Origin of the sequence: Aurantimonas coralicida DSM 14790 (genome assembly GCF_000421645.1) — a bacterium.
In the GTDB taxonomy this organism is placed as follows: domain Bacteria; phylum Pseudomonadota; class Alphaproteobacteria; order Rhizobiales; family Rhizobiaceae; genus Aurantimonas; species Aurantimonas coralicida.
Map to the genome: position 1 here is coordinate 475,912 of NZ_ATXK01000001.1, position 12,085 is coordinate 487,996.

The window sequence follows — 12,085 nt, forward strand, 5'->3', positions numbered from 1 at the left end:
TTGCGGGTGCCGCGGCCGGGCTAGATGCTGAGGCCTTCGCTCTGCATCTGCGTCGCCGCGTTCAGCGGCCCGATCAGCCAGGTCTCGGCATAGGGCTTGTCCACGAAGCCGATCGGCCGAGCCGCCAGCGCCTCGGTCACCATCGCGTCGCCGATGCCGGCGCTGACGAAGAGCGAGGGAATGTCGTGCTCCTCGCGGAGCCATTTCGCCACCGCCACGCCGTTCGGTCCGCGCCGCAGCCGGACATCCACCACGGCGACATCCACCGCGCCGGCGGCGATCTCGTCCATGACCTCGAAGAAGTCCTTGGCAATGCCGACGACCTCGTAGCCATTGTCCTCGAGCATGACCCTCAGATCGATGGCGATCAGAAGCTCGTCTTCGACGATGAGAACCCGGTGTCGTGCCAGTCGCGCCATGCCATTCCCTTTCGTCAACCGGGAAAGGAAGCGCAGATCCCCGGATCGGTTCCCTCCCGTTCCGGCATTATGTGTATTTTTATGGAACACTTGGCGAACGTCGGCAGGCTTTGCACAGATTTCGGCAAAACCGCCACACGAAGACCATCAGGTGACACGTATGACGTGTCGGTCGCGGCCGTTTATACTAAGCAAAACTGACATCCCAGATGCGCCTTGCGTTCCGCTTCCGTCTCCCCTGATATGCGGCCATTGCCGGATGCGGCCCAGCAGGATGCGGGACGGTCACGGCAGCGGAGGTTTTTCATGTTCGCAGGCGATTTCCTGTCGGGAACGGGCATCCTTGTCCTCGTCGTGCTGTTCGTCGCGGTGCTCGTCCTCCTGTCGACGATCAAGATCGTCCCGCAGGGCTACAATTACACGGTCGAGAATTTTGGCCGCTACACCCGCACGCTCACCCCCGGCCTCAACATCATCGTGCCCTTCATCGAGCGCGTCGGCCGCAAGCTCAACATGATGGAGCAGGTGCTGGACGTGCCGACCCAGGAGGTGATCACCCGCGACAACGCCTCGGTCGCCGCCGACGGCGTCGCCTTCTACCAGGTGCTGGACGCCGCCGCCGCCGCCTACGAGGTGTCCGGGCTGGAGAACGCCATCCTCAATCTGGTGATGACCAATCTGCGCTCGGTCATGGGCTCGATGGATCTCGACGACCTCCTGTCCAACCGCGACGCGATCTCCGAGAAGATCCTGCGGGTCGTCGATCAGGCCGCCAACAGCTGGGGCATCAAGATCACCCGCATCGAGATCAAGGACATCAACCCGCCCAAGAACCTCGTCGATTCCATGGCCCGGCAGATGATGGCCGAGCGCGAGAAGCGGGCCGAGATCCTCGAGGCCGAAGGCTCGCGCAACGCCGCGATCCTGCGCGCCGAGGGCGAGAAGCAGTCGCAGATCCTGCAGGCCGAGGGCCGCCGCGACGCCGCCTATCGCGAGGCCGAGGGCCGCGAGCGCCTGGCCGAGGCCGAAGCCACCGCCACCCGGCTGGTCTCCGACGCCATCGCCGCCGGCGACGTCCAGGCGATCAACTACTTCGTCGCCCAGAAATACACCGAGGCGCTGGGGAAGCTTGCCTCCGCGCCCAACCAGCGCGTCGTCCTGATGCCGCTGGAGGCCTCGTCGCTGATCGGCTCCATCGCCGGCATCGGCGAACTCGCCCGGGCGACCTTCGGCGACGACGCCACCGCCGGGGCGCGGCCCCAGGCCGGCCCCACCGCCGGCAAGTCGCGCACGCGGGTTCCCACCGCGCCCTATGGCGGCAGTGAGGGCTGACCGACATGCCTGAGGTTCTGATCGATTACGGCTGGTGGATCCTCGGCCTCGTGCTGCTCGCCCTCGAGGTCGCCGCGCCCGGCGTCTACCTGCTGTTCTTCGGCATCGCCGCGCTGATCGTCGGGATGAACGTCTTCTTCCTCGGCACCGGCTGGTTCGGCTGGGAGCAGCAGATCATCGCCTTCGTCATCCTGTCCGTTGCCGCGGCGCTGCTTGGCCGCCGCTGGTACGGCAACAAGAGCGTCGCCGGCGATGGCGAGCGGCTGAACAGGCGCACGGCCCGGCTGGTCGGCCGTCAGGCCGTCCTGACCGAGCCGATCGTCGACGGCCGTGGCCGGATCGCGATCGAGGACAGCTGGTGGAGCGTCACCGGCCCGGACATGCCGGCCGGCGGCCATGTCCGGATCACCGGCGCGGACGGCTCGGTGCTGGTGGTCGAACCCGCGCCCTGAGGACGGGCGGGCTCGTCAGGCGACGCCGATCCGCAACAGGTCGTGCATGTGGACGATGCCGACCGGACGCCGGTCGCGCACCACCATCAGCGCCGTGATGTTGGACGAATTGACGATCTCCAGCGCCTTGGCGGCCAGGGTCTCCGGCGTGATCGTCTTGGGGTTGGCGGTCATCACCGTGTCCACCGTCTCGGCCAGGAGATCCGGGCCGAGGTGACGGCGCAGATCGCCGTCGGTGACGATGCCGATCAGGCAGCCGCCCGCATCGACCACCGCCGCACAGCCGAAGCTCTTGCGCGACATCACGATGATCGCCTCGGCCATGGTCGTGCCGGAGGCCACCAGCGGCAGCGCCTCGCCGACATGCATCAGGTCGCCGACATGGACGAGGCTGGCGCCCAGCTGCCCGCCGGGATGGAAGACGTGGAAGTCGCCCGGCGTGAAGCCACGCCGCTCCAGAAGCGCCACCGCCAGCGCGTCGCCGAGCGCTGCCTGCAGCGTCGTCGAGGAGGTCGGCGCCAGGCCGTGCGGACAGGCTTCGGCCACCCGCGGCAGGAGCAGCGCCACATCCGCTTCGCGTGCCAGCGTCGAGCCCGGCCGCGAGGTCATGGCGATCAGCGGCAGCTTGAAGCGCCGCGTATAGGCGACGATGCCCTTCAGCTCCGTCGTCTCGCCGGACCAGGACATGGCCAGCACCGCGTCGTCACGGCCGATCATGCCGAGATCGCCGTGATTGGCTTCCGACGGATGCACGAAGAAGGCCGGCGTGCCGGTCGAGGCGAAGGTCGCGGCGATCTTCGCGCCGATATGGCCGCTCTTGCCGACGCCGGTGATGATCAGCCGGCCGGTGATGCCCGCGATCAGGTCCAGCACCCGCTCGAACGGCTCGGCCATCTCGGCCTCGAGCAGCGCCGCCAGCGCGCGCAGGCCGTCCGCCTCGGTGGTGACGGTGCGAACCGCCGACTGCGAACCGGGTTTCGAGGCGGTGGGCTGGGGCATGGATTGGGCGATCACGACGCGGGGAATCACTGTTTTGTTGCAAGATGTGGCGACCAATGACCAGTTCGGTCCGGCCAAAACAAGGCATGTGACGCGCAAACCCCGGTGTTGCGGGGCCCCGCGGAAAATATCAACGAATCCTTAACCATGAAAATTTACGCTTTCGCAACCGGCGCGAAGAAGGCGCGGGCAATGAGAGCGCAGGCAAACCGAGATGCCGTCCATCCCCCGTCGATCCGCACGCATGATCGCCGCCACCGCCCTTCTGGGCGCGGCCGGCATCGGCGTCGGCCTGCCGGGTCTGCCGATCGCCCGCCCTGCCCTCGCCCAGTCGGCGCAGCTACCGCTGTTCCCGGAACTGCGCACCGACGACGCCCGCCCGGCCGCCCCGCAAGCCTTCGACCCCTATGATCTGAGGGCCGCGCCGCTGACCCGCGGCACCCGCATCGACCCGTCCCTCATCGACCGGCTGGAGCAATCCGGCGGCACGCCGGGCGACGATCGCCGCGGTCCGGCCGGGACCGATGCCGGCACCCTGCCGCCCGATCCGCGCGACGCCACCGAGACCGACGGCGCGTCGTCACCGGAGTTCGATCTCTTCAGCGGCCCCGCTGCCGCGCCGCAGGGCCGCGCCGCCACCAGCCGCCCGGCAGCGCCCGTCCGGAGCTTCGATCCCGAGCCCGAGGCGGCCGACGTCGCGGACGAGACCCTCGCCGAAGATCCGCGCGACGCACCGGCCTTCTCGGCCCGGCCCAGCGCCGGCGGACCGGCGAGTGCGGTCCCCGCCGTCGCGCCCCGCAATCCGCCGCTGGCCGCCGGCATCGCCGACGAGGCGCCCGCCGTCGACAGCCCGCTGCGCACCAGCCGGACCGTCATCACCCCCGAGCGCGCGCCGGTCGCCACCAGCGACGCCGATCCCTTCGCCCCGCTCGGCGTGCGCGCCGGCCGCTTCATGCTCTATCCCGAGCTGATCCAGACCCTCGGCGCCTCGACCAATATCGACGATGCGGTCGATGGCGAGAGCGGCATCTTCTCGGAAACGACGATCTCGGCCCGGCTCCTGTCCGACTGGTCCCGCCACGAAGCCGAGCTCAACGGCAGCCTCACCTATCGCCGCAACTTCGCCGGCGACACGCCCGAAGACCCGCGCGCCGCCCTCGACGGGCGCCTGCGCCTCGATCTCGACCGCATGACCACCGCCACGCTGCGCGGCGCCATCGACTATGCCCGCGAGGACACCGTCGACATCTCCGACAGCTTCGTCGGCACCGACCAGGCCGACCGCCTGCAGGGGTCCCTCTCCGGTCAGCTCGAACGCCGCTTCGGCCGCCTCGTCGTCAGCGGCACGGGCACGCTCGCGCGCACCGCCTATGCCGACCTGCCGGCCGGCGCCATCGACCAGGACTACACCACCCTCACCGCGACCTTGCGCACCGGCTACGAGATCTCGCCCGCCGTCACGCCCTTCGTCGAGGCAAGCCTCGGCCGCCGGCTCTTCGATGCGCCCGGCGAGGAAGCCGACGGGACCTTCGACCGCGACGCCCTGCTGCCGGCGCTGCGCGGTGGCGTCGCCCTCGATGTCACCGAGAAGCTGCGCGGCGAAATCGCCCTCGGCTATGCCTGGAACCGTCCCGACGACGATCGCGGCGAGGCGACCAGCGCCCCCACGCTGGACGCCAGCCTCGTCTGGTCGCCGCAGCGCGGCACCGAGGTCACCACCGCCCTGCGGACCCGCTTTGAGCCCGAAAGCTCCGGCCGCTCCACCATCGTCGCCTATGAGGGCTCGCTGGGCCTGCGCCATGCCCTCGACACGCGCACCGAACTAACCGCGACGGCGCTGGCGGAATTCAGCAATTCCACCATCCCCGGCGACGACGAGACCCTCCTGACCGGCGAGGCCGGTTTCACCTACTGGCTGCACCGCGGCTTCGCCGTCACCGGCCTCTACACCCACCGCCAGCTCTACACCGACGACGGCACGGGCGATTACGGCTCCGACACCCTCCGCATCAGCATGAAACTGCAGCGGTAGGGGAAGAGGCCTGAGGCGGGTGAAGACACGGGCGGGTTTCGAACCATCGCAGACGTTCGCCACTTTGCGAGGCGTTGCCGATGAGAGATGTTGACAGCGGCCGAGGGTTCTGACATGTCATAAACCTTGGTGCCGAACCGCGCCAATTTCCGCCCGGCTCTGCCGGGTTTTTTTATGATCGGATGAAAACCGGCCTTTATGTCCCCAGATTCCTGGGTGCAGGTCGGCCTCTTGATCAGCGCGCTTACCCTTACGGTCAATTTCCTTAGTTTCTGGTACTCCGCCCCTCGTCGGGTCGCGCGGAAGCGCGTCCGTATTGTGGAGCGCGAGCGGGAGCTGCGTATTGGAAACTGGATTGTTTGGAAAGTGCGCGATCGAGAGACCACCCGCTCCTAGCGCTCTCGCGCCCGCCTTCACTTTCAGATGACGGGAGCGAGCGATGACTCACGTCTATAGGTCAGGAGCAGACAGTATCAGCATGTCTGCTTGATCAAGTGAACGCTGGTTGTCCGAACAGCAAACGAACTCGTACGATTTTCGTTTTTTCCCCTACCGGCGATACGGCTTGGCCGCCTAGCGTTGGGCTTCGACGGCGCCGCGCCGCGCCCCCCACCTAGCGCCCCCGCCCCACACAAAGACGCCGGCGGCCGCCCCTCAGGGCAACGCCGCCGGCGCGCTTTACCGTCTCTGCTAAGCCGCTATTCGGCGGCCTTCGCCGCGTCCTTCGGCTTTACCGTGTCCATCAGCCGTTCCATGTTGCCGATCACCTTGTCGCGGATGTCCGGGCGCCACAGGGCAAAGGCGACATTCGCCTCGATGAAGCCTTCCTTCGAGCCGCAGTCGAAGGTGCGGCCGTGGAACGGATAGGCGTAGAAATCCTGCTGGTCGGCCAGCTTCAGCATGCCGTCGGTCAGCTGGATCTCGTTGCCGGCACCCTTCTCCTGGGTCTCCAGGATGTCGAAGATCTGCGGCTGCAGGATGTAGCGGCCTGAAATGTAGTAGTTCGACGGCGCCTCGGCCGGCTTCGGCTTCTCCACCATGCCGTCGAGGCGGAAGCCCGAGCCGACGTCTTCGCCGCGCCCGACGATGCCGTATTTGTCGGTCTCCTGCGGGTCGCACTGCTCGACGGACACGATGTTGCCGCCGGTCTCCTCGTAAAGCCGCACCATTTCGGCGAGGCACCCCTTCTCGGCCTGCATGATCATGTCCGGCAGGAGCAGCGCAAAGGGCTCGTCTCCCACGAGGTCGCGCGCGCACCACACAGCGTGGCCGAGGCCGAGCGGCGCCTGCTGGCGGGTGAAGCTGGCCGTGCCGGGGGTGGGCTGCAGCCGGTCCAGAAGGTCGAGTTCGGCCGTCTTGCCGCGCTCCGCCAGCGTGTTCGACAGCTCCACCTGGATGTCGAAATAGTCCTCGATGACGCCCTTGTTGCGTCCCGTGACGAAGATCAGATGCTCGATGCCGGCTTCCCGCGCCTCGTCGACCACATACTGGATCACCGGCCGGTCGACGACCGTCAGCATCTCCTTGGGGATCGCCTTCGTCGCAGGCAGGAACCGCGTGCCGAGACCGGCCACCGGAAACACCGCTTTTCTGACTTTCTTCATCCTTGCACCGTCCTCATCAAACTGGATTTCTGACGCTATCACGCGCGTGCTCACCGTCCTGTGACAGTCGGCACATTGCCGCCATTTCGCCCCGAAATAGCGGCATAAGTCGGTTCGGCCAGATCGCCCGGCCCGGCGTATCGAGATCGGCTGCCCATGCGCCGTCTTGGTGAACGATCGCTTAACGAGATGCTTCTAGTCTGCCGCTTCGCACAGCGACCCTATCTGAGGAGAAGACATATGCAACGAGCGTCCGCAATCCGGCAGAGCTGGCTGGGCTCGGTCATCATGGCCCTGTTGCTGTCGTTCCTTGCGGCAGCGCCGGCCTCGGCCGATGCCGGTTTCCAGCGCTGGATCGCCGATTTCGAGTCCGTCGCCGCTTCCAACGGCGTCAGCCGCAACGTCTACCGGGCCGCCTTCAAGGGCGTCACCTCCCCCGACCCCGACGTCATCGAGAAGGCCCGCTACCAGCCCGAATTCCGCTCCACCGTCTGGGACTATCTCGACAACCGCGTCAATGACGAGCAGGTTGCCAAGGGTCGCCAGATGGCGGCCAAATACAAGGACTGGCTCGACCGGATCGAGAAGCGCTTCGGCGTCGATCGCAACATTCTTCTGGCGATCTGGTCGATGGAGACCAATTACGGCGCCATCCTCGCCCGCGACGACGTCATGAAGAACCTGCCGCGCTCGCTGGCCACCCTTGCCTATCTCGACAAGCGCCGGGCCAAGTTCGCCCGCCAGCAGCTCATCGCGGCGCTGAAGATCGTCCAGGCCGGCCACATCGCGCCGGGCGACCTCACCAGCTCCTGGGCCGGCGCCATGGGCCACACCCAGTTCATCCCGACCAGCTACCTCGCCTATGCGGCGGACATCGACGGCGACGGCCATCCCAACATCTGGGGCTCGATCCCCGACGCGCTGGCCACCGCCGCCAACCTCCTGCGCAAGAATGGCTGGCAGACCGGCAAGACCTGGGGCTACGAGGTCGAGGTGCCGAGCCAGTATCGCGGCAAGCTGGAGCGCGACAATCGCAGCCTGTCGCAGTGGCAGGGCCTCGGCTTCTCGCGGCCCAATGGCAGCGGCTTCGCCTATCCGTCAGACCGCGCCAACCTGGTCCGGCTGGCCGGCGACAGCGGTCCGGCCTTCCTGATGTCGAAGAACTTCTTCGTCCTCAAGAACTACAACAATTCCGACAAATACGCCCTCGCCGTCGGGCTTCTGGCCGACCAGATCGCCGGCTATCACGGCCTCTATCGCGACTGGCCGCGCGGCTACACGCCGCTCTCCACCAACGAGCGTTACGAGCTGCAGAAGCACCTCGCCTCGCGCGGGCTGTATGACGGCAAGATCGATGGTAAGATCGGCGACGGATCGAAATCGGCGATCATGGCGTTGCAGGGTCGGGCCGGTCTCGCCCAGGATGGCAACGCCTCCAAGGCGCTGCTCGACTTCCTGCGGCGCAACTGACGGGCCGCGGCGCAAACGAGAGAACGGAGACCCCGATGACGGGAGCTCGACACGGCAGCAGCCCCGCAAGGGGCTGGCTCGCCAGGATGATGGTCGCCGCGCTGGCGGCCATTGCCGTTTTCGTCACGGCGGTCGTGCCGCAATCGGCGGCCTACGCCCAGCAGCGTCCGCGCACCGTCCTGGAAATGCTGTTCGGCAACCAGACCCGGGAGGCCGCGCCGCCGCGCCGCGTCATTCGCAAGCGTGCCGCTCCGCGCAAGCAGCGCACCCGCCGCTCGCGCTCCTCCTCGTCCTCCAAGCGCACGAGCCCGTCGCGTGCGCCCGCCGCAGCAGCTGCCGCCGCGCCGGACAAGAACGACACCGCCCAGACCGTCCTCGTCGTCGGCGACTTCATGGCCGACAGCCTCGCCAAGGGCCTGTCCGACGTCTATGCCGACAATGCCGACGTCAAGGTGAAGGCCCGCGCCAACGGCTCCTCCGGCCTCGTGCGCGAGGATTACTACAACTGGCGGACCAGTCTCGGTCCGATCATGGAGGAGGAGAAGCCGGCCGTCGTCGTCGTGATGATCGGCTCCAACGACCGCCAGCAGATCGACACCGGCAGCGGCAGCGCCTCGCTGCGTTCCGACGCCTGGGTCGCCGAGTACCAGAAGCGGATCGCCGCCATTGCCGGCACGGTCAAGGAGAAGGGCGTCCCCCTCGTCTGGGTCGGCGTGCCGTCCTTCAAGTTCGATCGCATGAGCGAGGACATGATCTTCCTCAACGATCTCTACAGCAAGGGCGTCGCCAGCGTCTCCGGCGAGTTCGTCGATGTCTGGGACGGCTTCGTCGACGCCAATGGCGGCTTCGTCTATTCCGGCCCCGGCGTCAGCGGCCAGAAAGTGCAGCTGCGCGGCTCCGACGGCATCACCATGACCGGCGACGGCGCCGACAAGCTGGCCTTCTTCGCCGAGCGCGCCATCACCAAGCGCCTGCGCAACCCGGCGGCGCCCGGCACTGCCTTCTCGCTGAGCGAGGAACAGCTGCCCAACATGCAGCTGCCGCCGATCAGCAACGCCGCCAACGCCGTCAACGCCGCGCCGGTCGCCCTCGACGATCCCTCCCTCGACGGCGCCGACCGGCTGCTGGGTGCCGGCGCCGTCCAGGGCTTCTCGCTGGAGCCCTCGCCACGCGACCGGCTCGTCCTCAACGGCAACAGCACCGGCAACATCGCCGGCCGCGCCGACGACTTCGCCTGGAACGAGAAACGCGCCGCCGTCTCGCCGGGCGGCCCGCCCATCGCCTATCGCGGCTCCCTCGATCTCAACAAGCTGCGCGAAAACGACGGCATCGAGCCACCGGAGGAAATGCCCTCCATCCTCGACGCCATCATCGAGGACTGGTCCCGCTCCAACGACGCCGCCAGCGGAACAACGCCGCAGGGATAAACGATCGCGGCCGCGCTCGCCTGCAACCGTGGGCGACAAGCCGCTTCCACCTATCGAGGTCGTCATCCTCGGGCTCCGACCCGAGGATGACGCGCGGAGGAGGCAGCACGCCAACTTGCAGCGTCGCATCGGTAGGGATGAAGGCTGATGTTGACGCGCGGAGAGGGCCTGTGGACGCGCAGAGGGCGTGACACTTCCGTCAGCGAGGGCGTCCCCTCCAGCGTACGCGTCGCGCGAGATAGCACGGAGGTAGCCGCGCCCCTCTCTCCAGCCGCATCCGCAGCAGCACGACGGCGGCGATGAGCGACGCCTTTCATCAAGGTCGTCATCCTCGGGCTCCGACCCGAGGACCCATGCCTCGCCACCCGCGCCGTCCGCTCGGCCAACGACAAACCACCCAACGCGCCGCAGCCGCCAACCGCCACCGCTGCGGTCATCCCAACGGTTTGGCATGGGTCCTCGGGTCAAGCCCGAGGATGACGCGCGGAGGGGGCAGCGCGCCAACTTGCAGCGTCGCATCGGCAGGGATGAAGCATGGTGTAGAGCGCGGAGAGGTGCGCCGACACGCAGGACCGCATCGCGAAGGATGAAGCGTGGTGCGGACACGCGGACACGGGCTTTGGACGCGCGCAGAGGGCGTGACACTCCCTGCAGCGAACGCGTGGCGCGGGTAGCACGGAGGTAGCCGCGCCCCTCTCTCCAGCCGCATCCGCAGCAGCACAACGGCGGCGATGAGCGACGCCTTTCATCAAGGTCGTCATCCTCGGGCTCCGACCCGAGGACCCATGCCTCGCCCTTGGCGCCATCCGCTCCCTCAGGCGCCAATCGCCGGGCGACGACGCATCGCCGCCCGCGCCGCCCTACCGCGGCAGCGTCGTGGCGCCCATCAGGTCGAGATCGATGGCGCGGGCCGCCTGGCGGCCTTCGCGGATCGCCCAGACCACCAGCGACTGGCCGCGGCGGCTGTCGCCGGCGGCGTAGAGCTTGTCGACCGAGGTCAGGTAGCCGAGATCGTCGGCGGCGATGGAGACATTGCCGCGGCGGTCGGTGTTGGTGCGCAGCGCCTCGCCGACATCACTCATGAAGCCGGTCTCGGACGGGCCGGCAAAGCCGATGGCGATGAAGGCGAGATCGGCCTTGATGACGAATTCCGTGCCGGCGATCGGCTTGCGGGCCTCGTCCACCTGGGCGCATTTCACGCCGGTCAGGACACCGTCCTCGCCGACGAATTCCAGCGTGGCGATCTGGAACTCGCGGATCGCGCCCTCGGCCTGGCTCGACGAGGTGCGCATCTTGGTCGCCCAGTAGGGCCAGACTTCCAGCTTGTTCTCGGTCTTGGGCGGCTGCGGCCGGATGTCGAGCTGGGTTACCTTGACGGCGCCCTGGCGGAACGCCGTGCCGACGCAGTCCGAGGCGGTGTCGCCGCCGCCGACCACGACGACATGCTTGCCGCCGGCCCAGATCTCCTCGCACGGCCAGCCGACGCTCTCGACCGGCTCGCTGCCGACCCGGCGGTTCTGCTGCACCAGATACGGCATCGCGTCGTAGACGCCGGACAGGCCGTCATGCGGAATGCCGCTGTCGCGTGGCCGCTCGGAGCCGCCGCAGAACAGGACGGCGTCGTAGCTGGCGCGCAGTTCCTCGACGGTCTTGTCGACGCCGACATTGACGCCGCAGAAGAAGGTGACGCCCTCGCCTTCCATCTGCTCGACGCGGCGGTCGATCCAGTGCTTTTCCATCTTGAAGTCGGGAATGCCGTAGCGCAGCAGGCCGCCGGGGCGGGTCTCGCGCTCATAGACATGCACCGCATGGCCAGCGCGGCCGAGCTGCTGCGCTGCGGCAAGGCCCGCCGGGCCCGAGCCGATCACCGCCACCGTCTTGCCGGTCTGCTGCTTGGCCGGCTGCGGCCGGATCAGGCCCAGCGCGTAGGCCTTGTCGGCGATCGCCTGCTCGACGGTCTTGATGGCGACCGGCGTGTCTTCCAGGTTCAGCGTGCAGGCTTCCTCGCAGGGCGCCGGGCAGATGCGGCCGGTGAACTCGGGGAAGTTGTTGGTCGAATGCAGGTTGCGGGCCGCCGTCTCCCAGTCGCCGGAATAGACCAGGTCGTTCCAGTCCGGGATCTGGTTGTGCACCGGGCAGCCCGTCGGCCCGTGGCAATAGGGGATGCCGCAATCCATGCAGCGTGCCGCCTGCTTGCCGACTTCCGCGTCGGACATCGGCAGGGTGAACTCGCGAAAATGGCGGATTCGATCGGATGCCGGCTGATACTTCTGCGTCTGCCGATCGATCTCGAGAAATCCGGTGACCTTACCCATACCCACTCCAACAGTCTCTTGTGCGGGCTTCAGTG

At 67.7% G+C, this 12,085-nt stretch carries 9 protein-coding genes; 5 read left to right on the forward strand and 4 right to left on the reverse strand.

Going from position 1 to position 12,085, the window contains the following annotated elements; all coding sequences use genetic code 11:
- Positions 1–20 precede the first annotated feature (20 nt).
- Positions 21–419, reverse strand: a complete 399-nt coding sequence (locus H536_RS0102270) for a response regulator (RefSeq protein WP_024348921.1) — start codon at positions 417–419, stop codon at positions 21–23.
- Between the two features lie 324 nt (positions 420–743).
- On the opposite strand from H536_RS0102270, the gene H536_RS0102275 reads away from it, so the two are divergent.
- Both H536_RS0102275 and H536_RS0102280 read left to right on the forward strand, forming a co-directional pair.
- Positions 744–1,751 (forward strand): SPFH domain-containing protein, encoded by a 1,008-nt coding sequence (locus H536_RS0102275; RefSeq protein ID WP_024348922.1) that lies wholly within the window; start codon positions 744–746, stop codon positions 1,749–1,751.
- A 5-nt stretch (positions 1,752–1,756) separates the two neighbouring features.
- Entirely contained in the window at positions 1,757–2,203 is a 447-nt protein-coding gene (locus H536_RS0102280) for an NfeD family protein (protein ID WP_029702595.1), read from the forward strand.
- Positions 2,204–2,218: 15 nt separating this feature from the next.
- On the opposite strand, the gene H536_RS0102285 is transcribed toward H536_RS0102280, so the two are convergent.
- On the reverse strand, positions 2,219–3,202 hold the full coding sequence (locus tag H536_RS0102285; protein WP_029702596.1) for a KpsF/GutQ family sugar-phosphate isomerase: 984 nt from the start codon (positions 3,200–3,202) through the stop codon (positions 2,219–2,221).
- 244 nt (positions 3,203–3,446) lie between these two features.
- Between H536_RS0102285 and H536_RS25315 the strand changes: the two genes are divergently transcribed.
- Positions 3,447–5,234, forward strand: coding sequence for an outer membrane beta-barrel protein (locus H536_RS25315; protein ID WP_024348925.1), 1,788 nt, complete (start codon positions 3,447–3,449; stop codon positions 5,232–5,234).
- Between the two features lie 698 nt (positions 5,235–5,932).
- Here the strand turns inward: H536_RS25315 and galU are convergent.
- Complete coding sequence (galU, locus tag H536_RS0102300) at positions 5,933–6,838, reverse strand: UTP--glucose-1-phosphate uridylyltransferase GalU (RefSeq protein WP_024348927.1); 906 nt, start codon at positions 6,836–6,838, stop codon at positions 5,933–5,935.
- A gap of 240 nt (positions 6,839–7,078) precedes the next feature.
- Here galU and H536_RS0102305 point away from each other — a divergent pair, with 240 nt between their 5' ends.
- Positions 7,079–8,308, forward strand: coding sequence for a lytic murein transglycosylase (locus tag H536_RS0102305; RefSeq protein WP_024348928.1), 1,230 nt, complete (start codon positions 7,079–7,081; stop codon positions 8,306–8,308).
- Between the two features lie 35 nt (positions 8,309–8,343).
- Positions 8,344–9,735 (forward strand): SGNH/GDSL hydrolase family protein, encoded by a 1,392-nt coding sequence (locus H536_RS0102310; RefSeq protein ID WP_024348929.1) that lies wholly within the window; start codon positions 8,344–8,346, stop codon positions 9,733–9,735.
- A gap of 860 nt (positions 9,736–10,595) precedes the next feature.
- Here H536_RS0102310 and H536_RS0102315 read toward each other — a convergent pair.
- A complete protein-coding gene (locus H536_RS0102315) occupies positions 10,596–12,050 on the reverse strand; it encodes a glutamate synthase subunit beta (protein ID WP_024348930.1) in 1,455 nt (484 codons plus the stop codon).
- Positions 12,051–12,085: the final 35 nt, after the last annotated feature.

Coding starts and splice junctions, on each gene's coding strand:
- H536_RS0102270 (WP_024348921.1), bottom strand. CDS start 419: ATGGCGCGACTGGCACGACACCGGGTTCTCATCGTCGAAGACGAGCTT.
- H536_RS0102280 (WP_029702595.1), top strand. CDS start 1,757: ATGCCTGAGGTTCTGATCGATTACGGCTGGTGGATCCTCGGCCTCGTG.
- H536_RS0102285 (WP_029702596.1), bottom strand. CDS start 3,202: ATGCCCCAGCCCACCGCCTCGAAACCCGGTTCGCAGTCGGCGGTTCGC.
- H536_RS25315 (WP_024348925.1), top strand. CDS start 3,447: ATGATCGCCGCCACCGCCCTTCTGGGCGCGGCCGGCATCGGCGTCGGC.
- galU (WP_024348927.1), bottom strand. CDS start 6,838: ATGAAGAAAGTCAGAAAAGCGGTGTTTCCGGTGGCCGGTCTCGGCACG.
- H536_RS0102305 (WP_024348928.1), top strand. CDS start 7,079: ATGCAACGAGCGTCCGCAATCCGGCAGAGCTGGCTGGGCTCGGTCATC.
- H536_RS0102310 (WP_024348929.1), top strand. CDS start 8,344: ATGACGGGAGCTCGACACGGCAGCAGCCCCGCAAGGGGCTGGCTCGCC.
- H536_RS0102315 (WP_024348930.1), bottom strand. CDS start 12,050: ATGGGTAAGGTCACCGGATTTCTCGAGATCGATCGGCAGACGCAGAAG.